This window comes from Arthrobacter sp. TMS2-4 (genome assembly GCF_054511075.1).
Window position 1 is genome coordinate 59,833 of record NZ_JBTNDI010000013.1, and the last position, 23,134, is coordinate 82,966.

The following is a 23,134-nucleotide window of genomic DNA, read 5'->3' on the forward strand; positions in this document are numbered from 1 at the left end:
TGGTCACAGCGCGTCAGCCTGCAGCGGGCACGGGGTGGAAGTTTCAGCCGACGCAAGTCCCACAGTCCGGTATGTCAGGCGAGGAGCAATTCTGCCCGACGCGCATTGCGCATCGCTTTCGTCTTCCGCCGCGTAGCCCGTCGAGGTTGGGTCACTGGCTCGAGTGGTTTGCTGTGCCCGTTGCCGGGGAGGGGTGGGGCGGTGGAGTGGTAGGTGTGGCCGGTGGGCGTACTGATCCTAAGGGCGTGCCTTGCCCCGGATCCGGTATGGGGACTGCTGCCGGGGTCGGGATCGAGGCTGGGTGGTGCTGTGGTTTTCCAGCCGGGGTCGGGATTGAGGTTGGGTGGTGCTGTGGTCTTCCAGCCGGGGAGTTCCTTGGTGTGGTTGCACGCCTCGCACAGCCCTGCCCCGTTGGACAGACTCGTGGGTCCGTTGGTGTGCCAGGGGATGATGTGGTCGTAGTGCCGTATCGGGGCGTCGCAGTACGGGGTACGGCAGAGGTGGTCCCGGGCCTGGATGAACCGGCGCTGGCCAGCGGTGAAGAGGCGGGCGCGGGGGTCGGCGGCGATCAGCTCCCCGGTCCCGGGGGCGGTGTAGAGGCGCCGGAGCCACACCTGGAAGGCAGGCGCCCGCTGTGCCGACGGCTCGGAGGTTTGCTCTGAGGCTTGCACGGATTCCTGTCGTGCAGTCAGCAGGTCGCGGGCCCAGCCGGCGGGGACGATCCCGTAGCCCGGCAGGCGAGCCGGTTCACTCTCGCCCTGGAACAGGGTCCGGTCGGTCATGATCAGCTGCACCTCGATGCGGGAGAACCCGTCCGGCGTGCCCGTGGTCCGTTCGACGAGGGCGTCGGCCATGAGCTGGCCGCGGCTGCGGGAATCCCCCTTGGCGCGTTGGGTGTCGGCGTGCCGGGTGAGCTCGGCGTGCACGGCCACGCCCTGGGCGACGGGGAGCAGGGCGGTCAAGTAGGTCATGGTGTCCGGGGCCGGGCGCAGGCTCACGTGCCGGTCCGCCGCGGCCCGGCGCGCCCGCTCGGTCACGCTGCGTGGGTCCCGCCGGTACGCCGCCGCCCGCACCGCGGCGACGAGCCGTCGGTCCCCGGCGCCGTCGAACGTGCCCGTATCCGCTGCCAACTCGTCGTCGACCGCGCACCGGTCCGCCGCGGACAGGCACGCGGTCTCCCGGACCATGAGGGTCGCCCGCCACTCATTCACCTGGCCCGCCTCCAGGGCTGCCAGGGTGTGCGGCATCTCCGTGACCAGCGCCCGCGCCAACCCGAGTAGCCGGCCACCCCGTGCCGGGGACTCCCGGCGGGCCAGGGCGAGCTGCGCGGCCACCCCACGACCCTGCTCCACGGCAGGGACACCGGCCGCGGCATCGCACTGACGCCGGACCAGATCGAACGCCACCGCAGCCCGCGCCTGCCGGCCCGCGATCGCGGACTTCAACTCCTCCAGGGCACGCAGCTCATCGATCAACGAAGCACCATCCGCCGACATGGGCAGGGAGCCCATCGCGTCGATCAGATCCCCCACCCAGCCAACCCTCACGGAACCAGCCGGAACCGCACCCAGCCCCGCAGAACCACCGCTGACGGTGACCACTTCGGGAGGAGCATTCCGGCTGCTGTCCATACCGAATTCTCTCGCCCGCCACCGACATTATTGGGGCCGATCAGACCCCCTCGTCGGGGAGCTCGCCGAGATTTCTCGACATCACTGCCATCGCTACCAACGAGGATCGCGCTGTGTCACCGCAGGTGCCGGGCACCTCGGAGCGAGCATCGAATCAAACCGCAGCAGTGCACTCAAGAGGCAAGCCGGGTCGATCAGGGCGGGGCAAAGCCCACGCCGCAGACCCGCCCGCGGACGAGAACCAGTCAACGAGAACCAGCCGAGAGCCGGCCCTACCGCTACGGCCAGTTCCGCCAGTTCCAGCGCGACGGATGGGGCTCCACTGGGGCCTGCGGCTCCGGCTCGGGTTCCTCGCCCAGCGCCTGCGCGGCCTCGACGAGGTCGTCGGTGGTGAGGGTCATGACGTCGTCGCGATCGAGGGAGTCGAGACTCCGTTCCTCGTTGAGCGACAGCCTCAACGCCTGGCGATTGAGCGACTGCTCGAACAGCGTGCGGGCGAAACGGGCGTTACCGGAGTCCTCCCCGGCATGGATGTTGGCGAGGATGCGACGCAGCATCTCGTCGGCGCCCGCCTCGAGGGTGTACTCGTGCTGGGCCAGCATCTGCTTGAAGATCGTCTCCAGCGCCTCCACCGAGTAGTCGGGGAAGGTGATCTCCCGCGCGAACCGCGAACGCAGACCGGGGTTCGAGAGGAGGAAGGACTCCATGAGGCGCGGGTACCCGGCGACGATCACCACCAGGCGATGCCGGTGATCCTCCATCCGCTTGAGCAGGACCTCGATCGCCTCCGGGCCGAAGTCCATCCGCCCGTCGTCCGGAAACAGGGCGTAGGCCTCGTCGATGAACAGGACACCGTCCAGCGCCCGGCGAATGACGCGGTCCGTCTTCATCGCGGTCGCGCCGACGTACTGACCGACCAGGGCTGACCTGTCGACCTCCACCAGATGGCCCTTCTGCAGCAGCCCGACCGCGCGGTACATCTCCGCCAGGAGCCGCGCCACAGTGGTCTTGCCGGTACCGGGGTTGCCGAGGAACACCAGGTGCTGGGACGTGGCCACCTCCGGGAGGCCGTGCGCCTTGCGGCGGGCCTGAACCTGGAGGAGTGCGACGAGCGCCCGTACCTGCTCCTTGACGCTTTCGAGCCCCACAAGGGCGTCGAGCTCTGCCTGCACCTCCGCGAGAGCCCTCGCCGGCCCGGGCCGTGCACTGAGGAACTCACCCACGCGGTCGTCGCCGCGGTCGGAGCCGGGCAGTTTGAGCTGATCGGCCAGATTACCGATCGTCTCGCGCAACTCGTCGAGTGGATTGCGGCTGGCTGCCATGCGTTCCTCCTGGGATGGGTTCGAGCCGCGGATGCAGGATCCGCGATGGGTGTGCCAGAGCGCTGACCGGCCGGGTTCGTGACGTTCTGATCCACTGTAGATCCGCGGGAATACGAAGTCGTGTCGGAGAAATGCCCCCGAAGGTCACGGTCTGCGTTATACTAAGTAGGCTGATGAATACGATCGCTTGTCATCGTATCGCCAGCTAAAAACTTGTCCCAACCTGAAGGAGACGCCATGAGCACGAAGGTCGAAAAGAGCATTCTCGTCAACGTCCCGGTGAGCATTGCCTACAACCAGTGGACTCAGTTCGAAGAATTCCCCCACTTCATGGGAGGCGTCAAGTCCGTCACGCAGCACGACAACCAGCGCCTGAACTGGGTCGTCGAGATCGGCGGCGTCCGTCGTCAGTGGGATGCCACCATCCTGGAGCAGGTGCCCGACACAAAGGTGTCCTGGGCCGCGACCGAAGGTGCCACGAACGCCGGAACGGTGTCCTTCGAGGACATCGGAGGCGGACAGACTCAGATCCACCTCGTCCTCGAATACGAGGCCGAGGGCCTCGTCGAGAAGATCGGTGACAAGCTCAACGTCGTCGACAACCAGGCCGAGGGAGACCTCAAGCGCTTCAAGGCCTTCATCGAAGACGAAGGCTACGCCACCGGTGCTTGGCGAGGAACCGTCGCGCCCACGACGGTCACGGGTGAGGCCAGCGTCGAGGACGCTGCCGCGTCCCGCGGAGACAAGGGCAAGGCGGGAGTGTCCGGCAAGGTCGCCGCCGGCGTCGGTCTTGCGGCCGCCGCTGCAGCCGTCGGAGTCGCAGCCAGCAAGAAGAGCGACAACGACACGACCGCCGTCGGGGAAGACGTCACCCTCACGCCCGTGACCGATGCAGCCCCCGAGGTGTACTCCACGGAGGACACCCAGCTGTCACGCAGCACCGAGGACGTCCTCCTGCCCACCGAGGACGTCGACCCGGCATCGACCGGCACGCGGACGGGTACCGGCACCGACCCCCTGAACGACCCGCTGGTGAACAAGAATCGCAACACCGGCGGAGCGCTCTGACCGTCGAGTAACGCACGCCCCTCGAAGGGGTGTATCGCAGGCAGCCACCCACTTCATCAGGAGAGGGTGGCTGCCTCATGTTCAAGGGCGGGATCCCATGACTGACTCGGACAACCCGCCCTCCTATACTCAAAGGATGCTTATGACACACCTTGCGCGGGGCCACCACGTCCAGCCGTCCGCCGTCGAGCGGTCCGGGGTCCTCCTGTGAGCGGCGGTCTCGTCGCCCTGCTCGACGACGTCGCGGCGATCGCCCGCATCGCGGCTGCCTCCGTCGACGACGTCGCCGCCGGTGCCGCCAAGGCGGGCGCCAAGGCGGCCGGTGTGGTCATCGACGACGCGGCCGTCACCCCGCAGTACGTCTCCGGCGCCGACCCCTCGCGTGAACTGCCGATGATCAAGCGGATCTTCTGGGGATCGCTCCGGAACAAGCTGCTGATCATCCTGCCGGCGCTCCTGCTCATCAGCGCCTTCATCCCGGCGGTCATCCCGTTCATCCTCATGCTGGGCGGCACCTACCTGTGCTACGAGGGTGCCGAGAAGGTCTGGCACAAGATCCGGGGCCATGCCGCCGAGAAGGCGCCGGCCAGCGCACGCGGTCCCGAGGCGGAGGCCAAGGTCACCAAGGGTGCCATCACCACCGACTTCATCCTGTCCTGCGAAATCATGGTCATCTCCATGAACGAGGTGTCCAGCGAGTCCATCTGGGCCCGCGCGATGATCCTGGTCGTCGTCGCCATCGCGATCACGGTCCTCGTGTACGGCGCCGTCGCGCTCATCGTGAAGATGGACGACATCGGCCTGCACCTGACCACCAAGGACTCCGAGCGAACCCAGCGTCTCGGCACGATGCTCGTCAAAGGCATGCCCGCGGTCCTCGCCGGGATCACCTTCATCGGCACGATCGCCATGCTGTGGGTCGGCGGCCACATCATGCTGCAGGGGGCCTATGATCTCGGTTGGCACCTGCCGTACGATCTCGTCCACACCCTCGAGTCGCCGTTCGTCGGCATCCCCGTCGTCGGCGGCCTCCTCGCCTGGCTCGTGAACACCCTGTGCTCGGCCATCCTCGGGCTCGCCTGGGGACTCATCGTCCTGGCGATCGTGCACCCGCTGCTCAAGGCGCTGCCGTTCGGGAAGAAGGGTGAGCACGAGGAGGGCGACATCCGCGCCGCCGTCGCCGGCTATCGCGGCGAGAAGCGAAACGCGGACCACGCCTCCTGACCAGGAACCCTCCTCCTTCATCACACGGCCCTCCGAACGCCTCGGCGTTCGGAGGGCTTTTCGTCGGCCCTTCTGAACTCCTTGTGGCTTCGCAAGAGTGGGTCGAGTAAGTCCACGCTGATGCACATCATCGCCAAGCTGGACACGCCCGACGTCGGCAGTCTCGCCTACGCGGGATAGGACGCCCTCGCGCTGTCGCCGAAGAGCGTCAGTGACCTGCGCAACAAGGAGTTCGGTTTCGTCTTCCAGCAGTTCTTCCTCACATCCGGCACGTCCGTCCTGGACAACGTGACCCTGCCTCTGAAGATCGCGGGGGACCCGTCGAAGTGCCGCAGGGCGCGGGGACTCGAGGTGCTCCTCCAGTTCGACCTGGAGGACAAGGCCACCAGCCGGGCCACGGATCTCTCCGGCGCGGCGTCTCCCATCGGACGTTCTTCAACTACTGCAGGACGAAGGACACCGCGATCCTCGGCGCCGCGCCCGACAAGCTAAACGAATTGCGGGTTCGGGAATTCCTCGTCCCGGACTCGCCCGACATGCTGGAGGAGCTCCTCGGCCTGCTGGCCGCCCTCGTGCCGGTCGACGCCGCCACCAGGGAGCTCGTCGCGCTGCACATGCGCATCATCAGCGAGGGTCCTGCCCTGATGCAGAAGGAGATGGAGCGACTCTCGGGCGTCCACGCAGAGGTTGCCGAGGTCCTGTACCTCAGGATGCGGCGCGCGGCACCGGCGGACGAACCTGCCGAGGACACCCGCCGGCAGAGCGCGCTGATCGCCCACCTCGTGCCCGGGATCCTCCGTTTCTCGCTCGAACAAGGGGTCGATGCCGCACCCGGCGCGATCAGTCGGCTGCTGGCCGGCGCGCTCACGAGACTCGTCCCTGGGTCGGCGCCGGACCAGAACGCCGCGAATGCCGCGAGCACTGCACGCTAACGTCGCCCGTCATCCAGCCGATAGCCCACACCTGTCCCGCAAGCGCCCACGGACCGTCCAGTGACCCCGGTCGGTCCTCCGAACCCGCGCTGGACCCGTTTGTAAAGAACGCGGCCAGGCGACCCTGTGTCCTTCCGCTCGCTCAGGGGCGAGCGGAGGATGGGCGGCGAGGGCGCTGCGCACGATGTGGTGCTCCCGTCGCGGATCCGGAGCGGTTCCGCCCCTCGCACAGTGAAGGAAACGAATCCCATGAACAAGATGCGCTTGCTTGCAGTCCCCGCCCTCGCCCTCAGCGCCGTCGCTATGGCAGGGTCCTCCGCAATGGCGGCAGATGGCAGCTACTCGTCGACCCTCGGTCAGGTCAACGGCACCACGGGCACCGGTACCGTCACCCTCGACGTCGTCGGTGACCAGGCCACCATAAACCTGCAGGTGTCAGGTCTCGCCGAGACCTTCCAAGGCGCGCCCTATCCGCACGTCCAGCACATCCACGGCGGTGCGGCCGGCGTATGCCCGACGCCGGCGAACGACGCGAACGGTGACGGCATCATCAGCGTCACCGAGAGTGCCCCCGGCTATGGCGGGATCCTGGCGACGGTGACGACGTCCGGGCCGACGACTCCCGCTGAGGCCCTGAACCTGCAGCTTGCCGGGCAGGGCGGAAGCTACACGGTCCAGCGCACCTTCACCATCGATGCCGCGACCAAAGCGGCACTCGAGAACGGTACGGCGGTCTTCAACGTCCATGGGCTGGACCCGGCCACGACGCCGTCGACCCCCGAGGCGTTCAACGCTCCCAGTGACCTGGATCCGGCCTTGCCCGCGGGCGCGACCGCGCCGGCACTGTGCGGGACGCTCGTCGCGGCCCAGATGGGCGCCCTGCCGTCGGGCGGAGCCGACACCGGGGCCACGGTGGAGACCGCGGCCACGCCGATGTCGGCCGGGGTGATCGCCCTCGGCGGCGGCGCCCTCCTCGCCGGTGCCGTCGGTGGCACCTACGCCGTGCGCCGCAGCATGGCGAAGGCCTGATCACTCACGCCTGAACCGGGCGACCGTCGCGACGTGCACGGGGTCGCGGCGGTCGCTCGGGCAGGCGAGGTGCGCCCTGCTGCCTCGACGCCCGAAGTCGTCCTATAGTGGTGCCGTGCTCTCCTAGATCCCCGCTCCCTCCTGCGCCCGCGGCCACCGCCCGGCAGGACACCAGCCAGCCCCGAGGATCACCGTGCCCGGTTTGCACCCCCCGTCCCGCGACACCGCCGCCCACCTGCGCGTGGACGGCATCTCCAAGAGCTTCGGGTCGCGCCGCGTCCTGACCGACGTGTCCTTCACCGTCTCCGGCGGCCGCACCGGCCTCATCGGCGAGAACGGCTCCGGAAAGACGACCCTGCTGCGCATCATCGCCGGCCTCACCACGCCCGACGCCGGCACTGTCACCGCTGCACTTCCCGGGGGCGGGACGCCGCGCATCGGCCTGCTGCACCAGGAACCGCCGTTCGATTCGTCCGCCACCATCATGGAGGCGCTCGAGACCGCCGTGGCCCCGGTGCGCGCAGCGGCCCACGCCGTCTCCGATGCGGGACTGACCCTGGCCGGCGCCCCCGAGGACCCGGCGGCCGCCACCGCGTACGCGGCAGCCCTCGAGACGGCGGAGCGCGTCGGAGCGTGGGACATCGACGCGCGCATCGCCGCGGTCGTCGCCGGGCTCGGCCTCGCCGCCCTGGCACCGGACCGTAGGACGGGAGCCCTCTCCGGCGGGCAGCGCTCCCGCCTGTCGCTGGCGTGGCTCCTCCTCAGCACGCCTGACGTGCTGCTCCTGGACGAGCCGACCAACCACCTCGACGACGAGGCCGCCTCCTACCTGTCGACCCTCCTCGAGGACTGGCACGGGCCCGTCCTCGTGGCGAGCCACGATCGCGCGTTCCTGGACGACGTCGTGACGACCCTCATCGATCTCGACCCTGCCCCACTGCCCCAGGCGCTCGCCGGACCCCTCGTGGGCGACGGCGACGGCACAGGCATCGGCGTCGTCCGCTTCTCCGGCACCTACACCGGGTACGTGCACGCCCGGCTCGATGCCCGGGAGCGGTGGGATCGCCAGTACCGGGACGAGCAGGCGGAGTTGAAGCGGCTCAGGGCCACCGTGTCCGACAGCCATCTTGTGGGGCATGCGGACTGGACGCCGCGCTCGGAGGGGCGCGCGAGCCTCAAGTTCTACTCCGACCGCAACGCGAAGGCGGTGTCCCGCAGGGTCGACGACGCCACCAGCCGGCTCATGGCCCTGGAAGAGCGGCAGATCCGCAGGCCACCACGGGAGCTGCGCTTCCGGGGACTCACCGCGGCCGGAGCGCCCGCAGTGCCGAGACCGGCGGACGCCGTCCTCACGGCCGCCGAGGCCGGGGTGAGGGGGCGCCTCGCGCCGACGTCGCTGGTGCTCGGCGCGGGGGAGAAGCTGCTCGTCACGGGCCCCAACGGATCTGGGAAGTCGACCCTCCTGCACCTCCTCGCGGGGGACCTCACGGCCACCTCCGGCACCGTGATCGTGGCGCCCTCGACACGCATCGGCCTGCTCGCGCAGGACGTCGATCTCCCCGACCCCCACGGCCGCGGGGCCGGGCGCACCGCGCTGCAGGCGTACGACGACGCCGTCGGACCGGTCTGCGAAGAGACCCCGCTGCGCACCTTCGGGCTCATCCACCCGCGGGACGAGCACCGGCCCGTCGCGGTGCTGAGCGGCGGCCAGCAGCGCAGGCTGGCCCTGGCGATCCTCCTGGCCAGTCCTCCGGATGTGCTGCTCCTCGACGAACCCACGAACCACTTCTCGCTGCTGCTCGCCACCAAGCTCGAGGCCCTGATCCCGGGCTACCAAGGGGCGGTTGTCGTCGCCTCGCACGACCGGTGGCTGCGACGCACCTGGCGCGGCAGGCGGTTCGAGCTGCCAGCAAACTCGGCGACACGCTGACCGGGAACGGTGTCAGCAGCGGCAGGGCCGGCGTCAGCGGTGCGCCGGGAAGGGGATGCGGTCGAGGTCCGAGGCCGCGAGCACCGTGGCGGCGCCGGCGGTGGCGCGGGCCTGCGCGGCCAGCACGCCGACGTCGTCGTACCGCGACGAGAAGTGCGTCAGGACCAGCTCGGCTGCTCCGCCGGAGGAGGCGAGGGAGCCCGCCTGGCCTGCCGTGAGGTGCAGGTACCGGGCAGCGAGCGGGGCGTCGTCGTCGCTGAACGTGCTCTCGGTGACCAGGAGATCCGCGCCGTCGGCGAGCGAGGACGCGCCGTCGCACAGGGCGGTGTCCATGACGAAGGCGAAGCGGCGCCCGGGCCGGTGCACGCTGACGTCGTCGAGCGTCACGGAGCCGAGACGTCCCTCGCGCTGCAGGCGCCCGACGTCGGGCCCGGCGATGCCGGCGGCGGCGAGCCGGTCCGGCAGGAACGTGCGCCCGTCCGGCTCGATGACGCGGTAACCGTAGGCCTCGATGCGATGGTGCAGTTCCTCGACCTCCAGCCCGGCAGCGATGGGCCCCGCGGCGCCGTGGGGGTGCAGTCGCAGGTCCATGCCCGGCGTCGCGAGGGAGACGAGGGCGCGCACCACGTCCTCGCCCGCCGCCGGGTAGTGGAGGTGCACGGGGTGGTCGACGCCGTCGAGGACCATGCGCGAGAGGACGCCGGGAAGCCCGAAGCAGTGGTCACCGTGCACGTGGGTGATGCAGATGCGGTTGATCTTTCCCGCCGAGAGGCCGGCGTGGATCATCTGCCGCTGCGTGCCTTCGCCCGGATCGAAGAGGATCCCCTCCCGCTCCCGGCGCAGGAAGTACCCGTTGTGGTTGCGGGTCCGGGTGGGCGCCTGGGAGGACGTGCCGAGGATGACGAGCTCATGCATGGTGCCAGTCTTGCACCGGCGCGGCTCCGCGGACCGTCAGAATCGCTCCACGCTCAGCCACGCAATGAACAGTCCGGCCACCAGCAGGGTCACGCCGGTGATCGTCCGGCTGTGGCGTTGCAGCCAGGCCTCGAGGCCCCTCAGCATCGCGTCGGCGCGGTCGGGCCGGCGTATCCGCAGGACGATCGGTACGAGTATTTGGGCTTGGGCGATCAGGACGTAGGCGAGGACGATCACGATGCTTGCGACGGGCTCGAGGCCCTGAAGGCCGATCAGCGTGCCTGCGGTCAGTGAGAGCAGAACCGCCTTCGGTCGCAGGGTCAGGGCCAGCCCCAGCACAAGGAACTCCCAAGCGCGGGCCGAACCTACGCGGGACCGCAATCGTGACAGGACTGCGCTGTCGGTCCTGCGCGTGCGGGACAGGAGGTAGATGCCATAACCGACGACGCATGCTGCCACGACCAGACCGACCACGGCCAGCATCACGTTGCGGTCCGGGCCCTCGCGGGCCGGCAGGAAGCGCAGCCCGGCCGCCGCGACGCCCACCAGCACGAGGGTCCCGGCGGAGCTCCCGGCAAGGAACGGCCACGCGCCACGGTGGGCGTTGGGGGACAGCAGGATGAGGATGGTCACGCTGGCGGGCACGGCGCTCATCGTTCCGGCGAAGGCGACGGGTAGCAGGCTGATCAGGAGGCTCAGCACGCCGGGCTCACCGGACACCCGGACCGGATCCGGCGGATGTCATGCGTGCCCCTCGCGGGCACCGGGGCTTCCGCTTTCCGCTGGGCCCGTAGGGCGCGCTGCTCGGTGTCCTCGTTCTCGAGGATGACTGCCAGGCTCGATCTGTCACCGGTGAAGGCGCGCTGCCACGCCGCCGATGGTGCTGCGCGGGAGGGCTGATCGAGGATCGACTGGAAGCGGATCGGCTGCCATAGGAATCTCCTTCTCCTGGAGCGACGCGGTCGAACGAGATCGTCGAGGGGCGCCGGCACGCACATGCTGCATTCATTCTCTGCTCGGAGAGAGGCCGCCGTCTCACCTCCCATGGATGAGACGGCAGAGGAGGCGTTGACGCGGCGTCCGGCCTTCCAGGGCGGAACTGCGGCTGGATGCGGGTCTGGACCGGTCGGCGGACCCGGGAAAGAATGAGGATCGTATCCGCGCAGGCGTCGGCCGGCCGTCGGCGGGCACACCCATCGGGGACGACGTCGAAGGAGCACGCATCGTGGAGCACGCAGCAGCGCAGGACGCGCCTCCTCCCGGCGCGATGCTCACGGCCACGCGGTCCTGGAAGCAGGGCACCTGGCGCACCCCCTCGCGGGCACTGGTCCCGGCCGCCCTCGTGTCGCTTGCCGGCTTCGTGCTGCTCGTCCTCCACCAGCCCCTGGCCGGGTACGGGCTGCTGGCCGCGGCGCTCGCCGTGGCCGCCGTCGTCGACCGCGCCCTGTTCCGGGACCTGCTGCTCATCGCCTTCGGCCTCACCGTGATGACCCTCGTGCCCATCACCACGGACATCAGCGTGGAGCACATGGCGGTCATGGGGTCGGCGATGATCCTCGCCGTCGGCGTGCCCTACACCGTCTCGCGCTTCGTGTACCGCGACCACGCGATCACCTTCCCGGTGCGGACCGGCGAGCCCTGGACCCGCACGGAGAAGTGGTACCTGCCCGTCGTCGTCCTGCTGGGCTACGCACTGCTGCCCTTCTACATGATCAGCACCGGGGTCTACACGAACTGGCCGGCGGCGACGCAACCCGCGGAGATCGCCCGCCTGTTCGTCGGCACCAACGGGCTCGGGATCTGGGACGAACTGTTCTTCATCTGCACGGTCTTCGCGCTCCTGCGTCGCCACCTGCCCATGGTGCAGGCCAACCTGCTGCAGGCGGTCCTGTTCACCTCGTTCCTGTGGGAACTGGGTTTCAGGGCCTGGGCGCCGCTGTTCATCGTCCCGTTCGCGCTCCTCCAGGCGTTCATCTTCACCCGCACGCGCTCGCTGTCCTACATCATCTGCGTGCACCTCCTGTTCGACTTCGTGCTGTTCCTCGTCCTCCTCCACGCGCACACCCGGGCGTGGTTCGACATCTTCGTCTACTGAGGAGCGACGTCGACGTCCCGCACGGCGTTGACACCTACTGGGGGCGGGACTAGCATCTCGACGACAACCCCATAACGCGAATGTCACGCCATTCCCGGCCGACGGAAATTCCGGGCGAGAATGGCTTCCCACTTCCAGGACCCCACGCTTCGTTCCTCGATGGAGTGTCATGAGCAGTGTCGGATTGTTGTATGTCGGGGCGGTTCTTTTCATCAACGGCCTCATGCTGATCGGGATTGTCCCCGGTAAATCCGCCGCAATCCTCAATTTCTTCGTCGGAGTGATGCAGGTCGTCTTCCCGACCATCATCCTCATTCAGGCGAACAATGACCTGCCGACAGTCTTCGGTGCGGCGGGCCTGTATCTGTTCGGATTCACCTACCTCTATGTGGGGATACTGCAGATGACCGGTATCCCCGGCGAGGGCCTGGGCTGGTTCTCGCTGTTCGTCGCCGTCTGCGCCCTCGTGATCGGTGCGCTCCAGTTCACTCTCGTCGGTGATCCCGTGTTCGGTGTCATCTGGTGGACGTGGGCCGTCCTGTGGTTGCTGTTCTTCCTTCTGCTGGGTCTCGGAAGGGATTCCTTGGCCTACACCACGGGGTGGTTCACGATCTTCGTCGCCCACTTCACGGGCACCATTCCCGCCTTCTTCCTGCTGGTGGGACGCTACGAGGCGACCACCGGGATCGCGCTGCTCGTGGCAATCGTCGCGGCCGCCTCCCTGGCAGCCGCATTCCTCCTCGGACGCAAGGGCATTCCGCGTCGGGGGGCGTCCGTGCACGAGGGGGCAGTGGTCTCGCCCACGTGATCCTCCATCCCAGAGAAAGGTCTGTTCCATGCCCATCTACGAGTACCGCTGTCCTCGATGCGACGTGTACGAGACCATTCGCGGCATGGGGGCGGCACCCGCGGAGGACGACTGTCCGACCTGCGGGCAGCCGGCCCGGCGAAGGATCAGTGCACCCCACCTCGGCAGGACAGGAACAGCGGCCTTCAAGCTGATCGATGCCACCACGCGCAGCGCGGCCGAACCACAGGTGGTGAGCGGAACCCTTCCGGGCACCGGCAGAGCCGCGTCCCCCACCTATACGACCAATCCGCTTCACAGGAAACTGCCGCGCCCCTGATTCTGGGGCGCGGCGACGAACATCGAAGGAGATGAAATGCCTGACGTCGTATTCCCACTCGATTCGACCAGGAAGTTCGAGGACCAGGAGAAGGTCGGACACAACCGATGGCACCCGGAGATCCCCCCGGTCGCGACGGTGAAACCCGGAGACCCCTTCAGGGTCCACTGCCGGGAATGGTTCGACGGCGCCATCGTCAACGACGATTCCGCCGACGACATCCTGAATGCACCGCTGCTTACCGTCCACAAACTCAGTGGCCCGTTCGCCGTGGAAGGAGCGCGACCGGGGGACCTCCTCGTCGTCGACATCCTCGATGTCGGCCCCATCCCGCAGGAGGATTCCGGCCCGCTCGCCGGGCAGGGCTGGGGATACACGGGCATCTTCTCGCGGAACAACGGGGGCGGTTTCCTGACCGACCAGTTCCCCGACGCGTACAAGGCCATCTGGGACTTCAGCGGGCAGGTGGCGACCTCGCGGCACATCCCGGAGGTGTCCTACGTGGGGCTCATACACCCGGGCCTGATGGGCACCGCGCCGTCGGCGGACCTGCTGGCGAAGTGGAACAAGCGCGAAGGCGACCTGATCGCCACGGACCCCGATCGGGTTCCCCCGCTGGCGTTGCCACCCGAACCACGGGAGGCCCTGCTGGGCCAGCTGCCGGCGTCCGAATACGACCGGGTCGCAGGGGAGGCCGCGCGCACCGCACCACCCCGGGAGAACGGTGGCAACCAGGACATCAAGAACCTGTCCAAGGGCTCCCGGATCTTCTACCCCGTGTTCGTGGACGGCGCGAATCTGTCCCTCGGGGATCTCCACTTCTCGCAGGGCGACGGCGAGATCACCTTCTGCGGTGCTATCGAGATGGGCGGTTTCATCGACCTCCGGGTCGACATCATCAGGGGCGGCATGGACACCTACGGCGTCAGTGAGAACGCCATCTTCATGCCCGGCATCATCGAGCCCCGCTACAGCGAATGGATCGCCTTCTCCGGCACGTCCGTGACCCTCGATGGCAAGCAGCACTACCTCGACTCGCACCTGTCCTATCAGCGGGCCTGCCTGCACGCGATCGACTACCTCACGAAGTTCGGGTACAGCCCGGAGCAGGCCTACCTGCTGCTCGGATCAGCGCCGATCGAGGGGAGGCTGTCGGGGGTGGTGGACATCCCCAACTCCTGCTCGACCGTGTACATCCCGACGGCGATCTTCGACTTCGACGTCCGCCCGTCCGCGGCGGGCCCCCACAGGATCGACCCCGGCATGGGCGCGCCGAGATCCAGTAACACCTAGGCCCCGGGCGGGCGCGGGACGCTCCGCCTACCCCCGGACCACTCATGGTTCCTCTGTGCCGGTGAGGCCGATCCCGATCGCCTCACCGGCACAGGCATGCTCGGCCTCGTCCGATGTCTCCTCACCGCTGCCCGCGGCTCACGCGGGCCTTCCGCGTCGACTCTTGACCTCCAGCAGCCTCAGGGGTTAACTAGTTATGTAACTAACCATTGAACCCGGAGGCTGCGGTGATCGAGGAAGGCCGGCCCCTGTTCGTGCAGATCGCCGAGCAGGTCGAGGATTCGATCGTGGACGGGAGCCTCGCCGAGGAGGCGCAGGCCCCGTCGACGAACGAGCTCGCCGCCTTCTACCGCATCAATCCGGCCACCGCGGCGAAGGGGGTGAACATGCTCGTCGACAAGGGAGTGCTCTACAAGCGCCGGGGGATCGGCATGTTCGTCTCGGCCGGTGCCCGCGACCTGCTGCTCAGGGAGCGTCGCAACGATTTCGCCCGCCGCTATGTACAGCCCCTGCTCGCGGAGGCGCGCAAGATCGGGCTGGAACCGGACGATGTGGCCGGCCTCGTCCGCGCCGGTGCCGCAACGGCGACACCATGAACTCCGTCTGATCGAAGGACACCATGGACTCTGTCATCGAGGTCAGGAACCTCACCAAACGCTACAAGGACGTACTCGCCCTCGACGACGTCGGCTTCGACGTCCGGAGGGACACCATCTACGGCTTCCTCGGCCGCAACGGTGCCGGCAAGACGACCGCCATGTCCATCCTCACAGCGCAGAACTTCGCCACGAGCGGGGAAGTGCGCGTGTTCGGCGAGGACCCCTACGAGAATTCCGGGGTGCTCAGCCGTATGTGCTTCGTGCGGGAGAGCCAGAAGTACCCGGACGACGCCACGGCGCGCCACGCCCTCCGCTCGGCGCGACTGTTCTTCCCGCGGTGGGACCAGGGTCTTGCCGACGACCTCGTGGAGGAGTTCCAGCTGCCGCTGAAGCGCACCATCAAGAAGCTGTCGCGCGGCCAACTCTCCGCCGTGGGGGTCATCATCGGCCTCGCCTCCCGCGCGGAGATCACCTTCTTCGACGAACCCTACCTCGGTCTCGACGCGGTGGCACGGCAGATCTTCTACGACCGCCTGCTGACCGACTACGCGGAGCATCCGCGGACGGTGCTCCTGTCCAGCCACCTCATCGACGAGGTCTCGAACCTCATCGAGCGCGTGCTCGTGATCGACGCGGGACGCATCATCATGGACGAGTCGACGGAGGACGCGCGCGCCCAGGCGACCAACGTCGTCGGTGACGCCGCCGCCGTGGAGCGGGCCGTGCACGGCCGTGAGGTCATCCACCGCGAGAGCCTCGGCCGCGTGGCATCCGTGACGGTTCTCGGACGTCTCGACGACGTCGAGCGTGCAACACTCGCCGCGAGCGGACTCGATCTCGCCCCCGTCTCCCTTCAGCAGCTCATCGTCCGCCTCACCCAGCAGAAGGCGCCCGGCCGCGGCGCGCTCACCAACGCCAGCCAGGAAGGCAGCCTCCGATGACCACCCTCGATTCCGGCAGCGTGACGCGCCCTCCTGCCCTGCGCAACCGCACGCGCAATGTCGTACGACTGCAGTTCGTCAACACACAGACGTTCCTCTGGGTACCTGCCCTCGTCCTCGGCGGCGCGTGGATCCTGACGCTGCTCATCTACTGGATCCTCGAGGCATCGGGAGTCGACGGGGTGAAGACCGGGGGAGGCTCCCAGGCGCCGCTCTGGTACTTCCTCGTCGTCGGCGTCCAGGCGATGACCCTGACGTTCCCCTTCTCGCAGGCGATGAGCCTGACGCGCCGGGAGTTCTACCTCGGCTCACTCGCGGCCGCAGCGGTCAGCGGACTCGGGATGTCGACCGTGTTCGTGCTGCTCGGGCTCGTCGAACAGGCGACGGACGGGTACGGCATGAACGGCTATTTCGCCTACCTCGCGTGGGTGTGGGAGGCAGGGCCGCTCGCCGCGGGTCTCACCTACTTCGTGGCGACCATGCTCTTCTTCATCGTCGGCTTCTGGTCCGCCACCGTCTACAAGCGGTACGGCACGGCGGTGCTCACGGTCGTCATGATCGGGATCGGCCTGGTGCTCGTGGGCGTCGTCGCGCTCGTGACGTGGCAGCAGGCCTGGCCGGAGGTCGGGCAGTGGTTACGAGACGCCGGTTCGCTCGGGCTGACTCTCGGGGCGATGGCGATGTGCGCGCTGCTCGCCGGGGGGTCCTACCTGACGCTGCGCAGGATGCCCGCGTGACGACCACGTCCGCCGACGCCGCCGACTTCATCGACGACGCCCTCCAGTACGAGAGCTCGTGGGAGCGCGCCGAGGACTACGAGCGGCGCTTCGGGACCGGCATCGCGTACTACGGGGCGTCCGTGGGCGCGGTCCGCGGGACCGTCCGGAACGCGGAACGCCGGTTCCCGGAACTCGCACACGACGACCTCACCGCCCTCGCATCGGACCTCTGGTCCCGTCCCGTGTTCGAGTGCCGGCTGGCGGCCGTGGTCCTGCTGCAGTCGGCGGTCCGGTTGCTGCGCCACTCCGACCTCACCCGCATCGAAGGCTTTCTCCGCTCCGCGCAGTTCCCCGACCTGGCGGATCCGCTCGCGCTCGACGTCGTCGGGCCGATGCTCCTGCGCCTGCACGGTCAGGACGCCGCCCGGGCGGCGACCGTCCTGGACCGGTGGGCCGCCGGCCAGGACGCCGCGCTGCGGCGGGCAGCCGTTCTCGCCCACTTGCCGGCCTTCCGGGCGGGCCAGGGCGACGACGCCTCGTTCCGCCGGACGGTCCGCCTCGTCGCGGGGGCCGGGCAGGGCCGCGTGCCCGCGGTGGAGGACGCCATCGAGCTGGTGCGTGGTAGCGGTGCGGCCTGAGCGCGCTGGGGCCCGGCAGCCGGGCTAGCGGATGTCGATGGTCCGGACGATCTTGCCGCGGAGTGCAGGCAGGAGGTGGTGGACCCCCATCAGGGCGAGGCCGTACCGTCGGACGCGCCGCATGGACGTCGCCACCCGCAGCCGGGGATCGATGCGCACGGCGCCGAGTCCGAGGCTGCGCGAGATGCGGACGGAGAAGTCGATGTCCTCATCGCGGTCGTCGATCGAGGTCCGCCCCATCCCGCCGCTGGCCAGATAGGCCGAGGAGCGTACCGCCATGTTGTGGCCCGCGACGAAGCGCAGGTAGGCAGGGTCCAGGTACTTCACCGCCAGCATGACCCGCAGCATCACCAGTGCGCCGGGCATGAGCAGGTCATCGCCCCACCGGAAGTGCCCGTCCCGCAGCGGCACGCTCGTGCCGCCCACCAGCTGCACCTCCGGGCGGGCCAGGAAGAGCGCACGGATGCGGCCGGTCCAGTCCGGTGCGGGCTCGCTGTCACCGTCGGTGCGGGCGACGAGCGTGAAGCCGTCGGCGATGGCCGCGCGGAACCCCGTGTCGCACGCCGCGCCCGTACCCTTCTGGCGCTCGACGAGGAGCCGGACATCGAGGGCGGGGTGGGTGGCGATGAACTGCTCGACGCGCTCGACGGTGTCATCGGTGGAGCCGTTGTCCACCACGTAGACGCGCAGGTCGGCGGCGTCGCGCTGGGCACGGAGGGCACCGAGGGTGCGGGCGATGCCGGGTTCGTTGAACACCGGGACGACGACGGCGAGACGGTCGGTCACGAAAGGGTCCTTCGGGGGAACAGGGGTGTGATAGGGCATACGTCAGGGGTTGTCGAGGTCCGACGCGGCGAAGGTGTCGCAGGACTGCAGGTCTCCGGTCTCGAAGCCCTCGGAGAACCAGGCCTGACGCTGGGCGCTGGAGCCGTGCGTCCAGCCCTCGGGGTTGACCTGCCCTGTCGCCGACTCCTGGATGCGATCGTCACCCACGGACGCCGCTGCGGACAGGGCGTCCTGGAGGTCTGTGCCCGAGAACGGGCGGAGGAACGGTTCGCCGGACTCCGGGTCCGGGACGGAGACGGCGTGGGCTGCCCACATCCCGGCGAGGCAGTCAGCCTGCAGCTCGACGCGGACGGCACCGGACTCCGCGCCCTGCGGGTCCTGCTGTGCGGCCCCGAGGGTACCGATGATGTTCTGGATGTGGTGGCCGAACTCGTGTGCCACGACGTACTCCTGGGCGAGGGGCCCGCTGGACGCGCCGAATCGGATGACGAGGTCGTCGAAGAAGGCGGTGTCGTAGTAGGTCTGCTCGTCCGCCGGGCAGTAGAACGGCCCGACGGCGCTCGTCGCCGTCCCGCAGCCGGTGTCCGTCCGGCCCGTGAAGAGGACCACGCCCGGCTGGGTGTACGTCACGCCGACCTGGTCGAGGTAGGGCAACCAGAAGCTGTCGAGGCTCTCGGCTGTCGCGAGGATACGGCAGTCGAGCTGCTCGTTGGCGTCAGTACCGGTGAGGCACTCACTGATCGCACCGCCGGCGGTGCCCGTACCCTGCTCCTGCGTCGTGCCGGACCCGTCGTCGAGCCCGAGCTCGTCGACCACGCCGGGACCGAAGATCAGCGAGAGGATGAGGAGGAGCCCGCCGCCGACACCGCCGCCGACGGCCGCACCGCGGCCTCGTCCCCGCCGGTCACTGACCCGCGAGGGATCGAGTTGCACGTTGTCATTGAAGCTCATGATCCAACCATAAGCTGACTTAGCGTTGATCGGGGTCCCGGCCCGCCGGATGCACGGGGACCCGTCGGCTCCTAGTGCAGGGGAGCCGGGGCGTCGTCGGCGGTCTCGGGCTTCCGCACGAAGAACGAGGCGACGACGGCGAGCAGGAAGATGACCGCGCCGTACAGGAAGGCCGCCCGGATGCCGCCGGCGAGCGCGGCGTCGGCTGCGGCGCCGGCGTCGGCCAGTGACGCGCTCCGGAGCGTCATGACCGAGATGAACAGTGCCGTGCCGGCGGCGCCGGCCAGCTGCTGGACGGTGCCGAAGACCGCGCTGCCGTGCGAGTACAACCGCGGCTGCACCGAGCCCAGTGCGGAGGTCAGGAGCGGCGTGAACATGAGTGCGAGGCCGATGCTGAGCAGGACGTGCGCAACGAGGACGAGGGGTACGGGCGTGGTCTCGCTCACCTGCGTCATGGCCCAGAAGACGGCGCTCACGAGGAACGCGCCCGGGACCAGGAGGACCCGGGGTCCGCGGCGGTCGTAGATGCGCCCCACGACGGGTCCGAGCAGCCCCATGGCCAGCCCGCCCGGGAGCAGCAGGAGCCCGGACTGGAAGGGGCTCAAGCCGAGGACGGACTGCGCGTAGATCGGGACCAGGATGATGGTGCCGAACAGCGCCATCATGCTGACCGCGATCGCGACGATCGAGATGGAGAAGTTCCTCGAGGCGAAGACCCGCAGGTCGAGGAGGGCGGCGTCGCGCCGCTGCAGGACCAGCTGGCGCGTGACGAACACTGCGAGGCCGGCGAGTCCGACGGCGAGCGGGAGCCAGGCGGGGATCGCGCTGCCCGTGGACGCCTCGCCGAGCTGGCTCAGGCCGTAGATGATGCCCCCGAAGGCGACGGCGGAGAGGATGACCGAGGGGACGTCGATGGAGGACTTCCGCGGCGTGGTCACGTTCTGCATCTTCGCCGACCCGATGGCCAGGGCGCCGAGTGCGATCGGCAGGACCAGCCAGAACAGCCAGCGCCAGTCGAGCGTGCTGAGGATCGCGCCGGAGATGGTCGGCCCGAGCGCCGGAGCGACGGAGATGACGATCGAGATGTTGCCCATCACCTTGCCGCGGGAGGCCGGCGGCACGAGCGTCATGACCGTGGTCATGAGCAGCGGCATCATGATCGCGGTGCCGCTGGCCTGCACCACCCGTCCGAGGACGAGGATCTCGAAGCCCGGGGCCATTGCGGCGATGAACGTGCCGAGGCTGAACAGGCTCATCGCGGCCATGAAGACGGGCCGGGTGTCGAATCGCTGGAGCAGGAAACCCGTGATCGGGATGACCACGGCCATGGTGAGCATGAACGCCGTGGTCAGCCACTGGCCGGCGCCCACCGTGATCCCGAGGTCGGTGACCAGCCGGGGGATCGCGACACCCATGATCGTCTCGTTGAGGATCACCACGAACGCGGAGATGAGCAGGAGCGTGATGACCAGCTTGTCGCGGGCGGGAAGGGTGCCTGCGACGGGAGCGCCGAGCGGCGGAGCGGTGCGGTCGGCGGCGTCCGGAAGGCGGGACGGGGAGCTCTGGGGCATGAAAATCCTCGATGGTTGATGCAGTCAATCATCTGAACCACGGTCGGCCGGTCTCTATTCCGACCCGTCGTGCGCCCCGCCGTCGCCTAGCATGGGGCGGGTGAATTCTTTCTACCGCGATCTCGGCAGCGGAAAATTCGAGTCGACCCTCCACGCCCAGGGTGCCTGGAACCCGCAGGAGCAGCACATGGCTCCCATCTCGGGCCTGCTCACGCAGTGCCTGCTCGAGTGCGAACCCCGCGAGGGCATGCAGCTGAGCCGGGTGAGCTTCGACATCCTCGGCATGATCCCGGGCGGCGAGTTCTACGTGACGACCGCCGTCGTCCGTCCCGGCCGGACCATCGAACTGGTCGAGGCCCGCATGGAGGCCGCAGGGCGGACGGCGATCATCGCCCGGGCCTGGCGGCTCAGCACGCAGGACACCGCCGACGTCGCGGCCGCCGAGGACCCCCGCATGCCCGGCCCCGACGACGCCGGACCCCATGAGGGTATGACCGCGTGGCCGGGCGGCTTCATCAGGTCGCTCGAGGTGCGCGTGGTCCCCGGGCACCGGCCCGGCAGGGGACAGGTCTGGATGCGCAACCCCTACGCGATGGTGGAGGGCCGGCAGTCCCCCGACCTGGTACGGCTCGTCGGGATGATGGACGCCGCCAACGGGATCGCCTCCCGCGTGGAGCCGGGAGGCGACAGCTGGATGTTCCCCAACGTCGACCTGCAGGTCCACCTCCACCGCATGCCGCGGGGCGAATGGCTGGGCCTGGACACCCGCGTGACCTTCGGCGAGCACGGCGTGGGCCTGACCTCCAGCGTGGTGCACGACCTCGACGGACCCTTCGGACGTCTCGAGCAGATCCTCACGGTCCGCCGGCTCTGACCCGGCCCGGAAGGGCCATGCCTGCGGAAGCAGCACCAGCACCCCCACCGACGACGGCGCCACCCGGCGCCCTGACGAAGGAGCTCCCATGCAGTATCGGACACTCGGCAACAGCGGCACCTCGGTGTCGCACCTCGCCCTCGGCACGATGACCTTCGGCGCGGAAGCGGACGAGGCCGGCTCCCACGCCATCCTGTCGGACTACGCCGCCGCGGGCGGCAACCTGATCGACACCGCGGACGTCTACACCGCCGGGGTGTCGGAGGAGATCATCGGACGATGGCTCGCGAAGAACACGGTGGAGCGGGACCGCATGGTCCTCGCGTCCAAGGGCCGGTTCCCGATGGGCGAGGACGTCAACGACCTCGGCCTGTCCCGGCGCCATCTCCGCAAGGCACTGGACGCCTCGCTGAGCCGCCTCGGCGTGGACCACATCGACCTCTACCAGGTCCACTCCTGGGATCCGCTGACACCGCTCGAGGAGACGCTCGGCTTCCTGAACGAGGCCGTGGTCCAGGGCAAGATCGGCTACTACGGCTTCTCGAACTACACCGGGTGGCAGCTGACGAAGGCCGTGATGATCGCCCGGCAGCGCGGCTACTCCCTGCCGGTCACGCTGCAGCCCCAGTACTCGCTGCTCGTGCGCGAGATCGAGGCGGAGATCGTGCCGGCCGTGCTCGACGCCGGCATGGGGATGCTTCCGTGGTCACCGCTGGGCGGTGGCTGGCTGACGGGCAAGTACACGCGTGACACCGAGCCCACGGGCGCCACCCGCCTGGGCGAGAACCCGCAGCGCGGCATGGAGGCCTGGGAGCAGCGCAACGCGCAGGAGCGCACGTGGCGGATCATCGACACCGTGACCGGCATCGCGTCCGAGCGCGGCGTCAATGCCTCGCACGTGGCGCTGGCGTGGGTCGCGGCCAAGCCCGGCGTGACCTCCGTGATCCTCGGAGCACGGACGCAGGCGCAGCTCGCCGACAACCTCGCCTCCGCCGACCTGGAGCTGACCCCGGAGGAGCTCGGCCGCCTGGACGAGGTCAGCGCACCGACGTTCTCGGACTACCCGTACGGCACCCCCGGGATCGAGCAGCGCAGCCGGGCGATCGACGGCGGGCGCTAGACCCGGCGCCCCGGCGCGGTCAGGGGCACCGGACTGCCTACGATGGACCGATGAGCAATCCGTGGCAGGGCGCACCCGGGCTGGCGCTGGTCCGTGATCCGGTGACCGACGACGCCGCCGCCGACCTCGACCGGGGAATCAGACTTCTCCGCGAGGTCGCGGGCGGGCGCCGGCCACCGACCCTGCGCCTCTACCGCCCGAGCCCCACTGTCGCCTTCGGGCAGCGCGACGCACGGTTGCCCGGATTCGGGGAGGCAGCGACCGCCGTCTCCCGGCACGGTTTCGCGCCGGTTGCTCACCCCCCCCCCCCCCCCCCCCCCCCCCCCCCCCCCCCCCTCCTCCTTTTCCCCCCCCCCCCCCCCCCCCCCC

Annotated in this window: 22 protein-coding genes; 15 read left to right on the plus strand and 7 right to left on the minus strand. The window is 69.2% G+C overall.

What is annotated here, in order from left to right:
• Positions 1-74: 74 nt before the first annotated feature.
• The gene (locus tag ACX80F_RS14510) at positions 75-1,631 is read right to left on the minus strand and encodes an HNH endonuclease (protein WP_459337105.1); all 1,557 of its coding nucleotides are present in this window, start codon (positions 1,629-1,631) and stop codon (positions 75-77) included.
• A gap of 278 nt (positions 1,632-1,909) precedes the next feature.
• The gene (locus ACX80F_RS14515; RefSeq protein WP_459337106.1) at positions 1,910-2,953 is read right to left on the minus strand and encodes an AAA family ATPase; all 1,044 of its coding nucleotides are present in this window, start codon (positions 2,951-2,953) and stop codon (positions 1,910-1,912) included.
• Positions 2,954-3,190: 237 nt separating this feature from the next.
• Between ACX80F_RS14515 and ACX80F_RS14520 the strand changes: the two genes are divergently transcribed.
• From ACX80F_RS14520 to ACX80F_RS14540, 5 genes are all read left to right on the plus strand, one after another.
• Positions 3,191-4,021 carry an SRPBCC family protein gene (locus ACX80F_RS14520; RefSeq protein ID WP_459337107.1) on the plus strand — a complete coding sequence of 277 codons (831 nt, stop codon included), beginning with the start codon at positions 3,191-3,193 and terminating at the stop codon, positions 4,019-4,021.
• Between the two features lie 207 nt (positions 4,022-4,228).
• Positions 4,229-5,245 carry a DUF808 domain-containing protein gene (locus tag ACX80F_RS14525; protein WP_459337108.1) on the plus strand — a complete coding sequence of 339 codons (1,017 nt, stop codon included), beginning with the start codon at positions 4,229-4,231 and terminating at the stop codon, positions 5,243-5,245.
• Positions 5,246-5,742: 497 nt separating this feature from the next.
• The gene (locus tag ACX80F_RS14530) at positions 5,743-6,177 is read left to right on the plus strand and encodes a hypothetical protein (RefSeq protein ID WP_459337109.1); all 435 of its coding nucleotides are present in this window, start codon (positions 5,743-5,745) and stop codon (positions 6,175-6,177) included.
• A gap of 249 nt (positions 6,178-6,426) precedes the next feature.
• Positions 6,427-7,206 carry a hypothetical protein gene (locus ACX80F_RS14535; protein ID WP_459337110.1) on the plus strand — a complete coding sequence of 260 codons (780 nt, stop codon included), beginning with the start codon at positions 6,427-6,429 and terminating at the stop codon, positions 7,204-7,206.
• A 193-nt stretch (positions 7,207-7,399) separates the two neighbouring features.
• Positions 7,400-9,136: an ABC-F family ATP-binding cassette domain-containing protein gene (locus ACX80F_RS14540; protein WP_459337111.1), complete on the plus strand. Its 1,737-nt coding sequence runs from the start codon at positions 7,400-7,402 to the stop codon at positions 9,134-9,136.
• 33 nt (positions 9,137-9,169) lie between these two features.
• Here the strand turns inward: ACX80F_RS14540 and ACX80F_RS14545 are convergent, their stop codons facing one another.
• Both ACX80F_RS14545 and ACX80F_RS14550 read right to left on the minus strand, forming a co-directional pair.
• Positions 9,170-10,051, minus strand: coding sequence for a ribonuclease Z (locus ACX80F_RS14545; RefSeq protein WP_459337112.1), 882 nt, complete (start codon positions 10,049-10,051; stop codon positions 9,170-9,172).
• Between the two features lie 36 nt (positions 10,052-10,087).
• A complete protein-coding gene (locus ACX80F_RS14550) occupies positions 10,088-10,771 on the minus strand; it encodes a GAP family protein (RefSeq protein WP_459337113.1) in 684 nt (227 codons plus the stop codon).
• Positions 10,772-11,318: 547 nt separating this feature from the next.
• Between ACX80F_RS14550 and ACX80F_RS14555 the strand changes: the two genes are divergently transcribed.
• The 8 genes from ACX80F_RS14555 (at position 11,319) to ACX80F_RS14590 (ending at position 17,463) form a co-directional block, all read left to right on the plus strand.
• Complete coding sequence (locus ACX80F_RS14555) at positions 11,319-12,146, plus strand: CPBP family intramembrane glutamic endopeptidase (RefSeq protein ID WP_459337130.1); 828 nt, start codon at positions 11,319-11,321, stop codon at positions 12,144-12,146.
• Positions 12,147-12,315: 169 nt separating this feature from the next.
• Entirely contained in the window at positions 12,316-12,954 is a 639-nt protein-coding gene (locus ACX80F_RS14560) for an AmiS/UreI family transporter (RefSeq protein WP_459337114.1), read from the plus strand.
• A 28-nt stretch (positions 12,955-12,982) separates the two neighbouring features.
• On the plus strand, positions 12,983-13,273 hold the full coding sequence (locus ACX80F_RS14565; RefSeq protein WP_459337115.1) for an FmdB family zinc ribbon protein: 291 nt from the start codon (positions 12,983-12,985) through the stop codon (positions 13,271-13,273).
• A 36-nt stretch (positions 13,274-13,309) separates the two neighbouring features.
• The gene (fmdA, locus tag ACX80F_RS14570) at positions 13,310-14,566 is read left to right on the plus strand and encodes a formamidase (RefSeq protein WP_459337116.1); all 1,257 of its coding nucleotides are present in this window, start codon (positions 13,310-13,312) and stop codon (positions 14,564-14,566) included.
• Positions 14,567-14,793: 227 nt separating this feature from the next.
• Complete coding sequence (locus ACX80F_RS14575) at positions 14,794-15,162, plus strand: GntR family transcriptional regulator (RefSeq protein ID WP_459337117.1); 369 nt, start codon at positions 14,794-14,796, stop codon at positions 15,160-15,162.
• A gap of 23 nt (positions 15,163-15,185) precedes the next feature.
• On the plus strand, positions 15,186-16,106 hold the full coding sequence (locus ACX80F_RS14580) for an ABC transporter ATP-binding protein (RefSeq protein WP_459337118.1): 921 nt from the start codon (positions 15,186-15,188) through the stop codon (positions 16,104-16,106).
• Positions 16,103-16,843, plus strand: coding sequence for a hypothetical protein (locus ACX80F_RS14585; RefSeq protein ID WP_459337119.1), 741 nt, complete (start codon positions 16,103-16,105; stop codon positions 16,841-16,843). The genes ACX80F_RS14580 and ACX80F_RS14585 overlap by 4 nt, the downstream gene beginning before the upstream one ends.
• The gene (locus ACX80F_RS14590) at positions 16,840-17,463 is read left to right on the plus strand and encodes a DNA alkylation repair protein (RefSeq protein WP_459337120.1); all 624 of its coding nucleotides are present in this window, start codon (positions 16,840-16,842) and stop codon (positions 17,461-17,463) included. The genes ACX80F_RS14585 and ACX80F_RS14590 overlap by 4 nt, the downstream gene beginning before the upstream one ends.
• Before the next feature lie 24 nt (positions 17,464-17,487).
• Here ACX80F_RS14590 and ACX80F_RS14595 read toward each other — a convergent pair whose 3' ends face one another.
• The 3 genes from ACX80F_RS14595 to ACX80F_RS14605 all read right to left on the minus strand — a co-directional run bounded on the left by ACX80F_RS14595 (position 17,488) and on the right by ACX80F_RS14605 (position 20,771).
• Entirely contained in the window at positions 17,488-18,249 is a 762-nt protein-coding gene (locus ACX80F_RS14595; RefSeq protein ID WP_459337121.1) for a glycosyltransferase family A protein, read from the minus strand.
• A 42-nt stretch (positions 18,250-18,291) separates the two neighbouring features.
• Complete coding sequence (ypfJ, locus tag ACX80F_RS14600) at positions 18,292-19,200, minus strand: KPN_02809 family neutral zinc metallopeptidase (RefSeq protein ID WP_459337122.1); 909 nt, start codon at positions 19,198-19,200, stop codon at positions 18,292-18,294.
• A 71-nt stretch (positions 19,201-19,271) separates the two neighbouring features.
• Positions 19,272-20,771, minus strand: a complete 1,500-nt coding sequence (locus ACX80F_RS14605; protein WP_459337123.1) for an MDR family MFS transporter — start codon at positions 20,769-20,771, stop codon at positions 19,272-19,274.
• 91 nt (positions 20,772-20,862) lie between these two features.
• Here ACX80F_RS14605 and ACX80F_RS14610 point away from each other — a divergent pair, with 91 nt between their 5' ends.
• Entirely contained in the window at positions 20,863-21,645 is a 783-nt protein-coding gene (locus tag ACX80F_RS14610; protein WP_459337124.1) for a thioesterase family protein, read from the plus strand.
• An 88-nt stretch (positions 21,646-21,733) separates the two neighbouring features.
• A complete protein-coding gene (locus ACX80F_RS14615; RefSeq protein ID WP_459337125.1) occupies positions 21,734-22,765 on the plus strand; it encodes an aldo/keto reductase in 1,032 nt (343 codons plus the stop codon).
• The last annotated feature ends 369 nt before the right edge of the window (positions 22,766-23,134 follow it).

What these genes read in the sequence shown, in the direction of transcription:
- ACX80F_RS14510 (WP_459337105.1), bottom strand. Translation starts at nt 1,631, where the DNA reads ATGGACAGCAGCCGGAATGCTCCTCCCGAAGTGGTCACCGTCAGCGGT.
- ACX80F_RS14515 (WP_459337106.1), bottom strand. Translation starts at nt 2,953, where the DNA reads ATGGCAGCCAGCCGCAATCCACTCGACGAGTTGCGCGAGACGATCGGT.
- ACX80F_RS14520 (WP_459337107.1), top strand. Translation starts at nt 3,191, where the DNA reads ATGAGCACGAAGGTCGAAAAGAGCATTCTCGTCAACGTCCCGGTGAGC.
- ACX80F_RS14535 (WP_459337110.1), top strand. Translation starts at nt 6,427, where the DNA reads ATGAACAAGATGCGCTTGCTTGCAGTCCCCGCCCTCGCCCTCAGCGCC.
- ACX80F_RS14545 (WP_459337112.1), bottom strand. Translation starts at nt 10,051, where the DNA reads ATGCATGAGCTCGTCATCCTCGGCACGTCCTCCCAGGCGCCCACCCGG.
- ACX80F_RS14555 (WP_459337130.1), top strand. Translation starts at nt 11,319, where the DNA reads ATGCTCACGGCCACGCGGTCCTGGAAGCAGGGCACCTGGCGCACCCCC.
- ACX80F_RS14560 (WP_459337114.1), top strand. Translation starts at nt 12,316, where the DNA reads ATGAGCAGTGTCGGATTGTTGTATGTCGGGGCGGTTCTTTTCATCAAC.
- ACX80F_RS14565 (WP_459337115.1), top strand. Translation starts at nt 12,983, where the DNA reads ATGCCCATCTACGAGTACCGCTGTCCTCGATGCGACGTGTACGAGACC.
- fmdA (WP_459337116.1), top strand. Translation starts at nt 13,310, where the DNA reads ATGCCTGACGTCGTATTCCCACTCGATTCGACCAGGAAGTTCGAGGAC.
- ACX80F_RS14580 (WP_459337118.1), top strand. Translation starts at nt 15,186, where the DNA reads ATGGACTCTGTCATCGAGGTCAGGAACCTCACCAAACGCTACAAGGAC.
- ACX80F_RS14585 (WP_459337119.1), top strand. Translation starts at nt 16,103, where the DNA reads ATGACCACCCTCGATTCCGGCAGCGTGACGCGCCCTCCTGCCCTGCGC.
- ypfJ (WP_459337122.1), bottom strand. Translation starts at nt 19,200, where the DNA reads ATGAGCTTCAATGACAACGTGCAACTCGATCCCTCGCGGGTCAGTGAC.
- ACX80F_RS14605 (WP_459337123.1), bottom strand. Translation starts at nt 20,771, where the DNA reads ATGCCCCAGAGCTCCCCGTCCCGCCTTCCGGACGCCGCCGACCGCACC.
- ACX80F_RS14610 (WP_459337124.1), top strand. Translation starts at nt 20,863, where the DNA reads ATGGGGCGGGTGAATTCTTTCTACCGCGATCTCGGCAGCGGAAAATTC.
- ACX80F_RS14615 (WP_459337125.1), top strand. Translation starts at nt 21,734, where the DNA reads ATGCAGTATCGGACACTCGGCAACAGCGGCACCTCGGTGTCGCACCTC.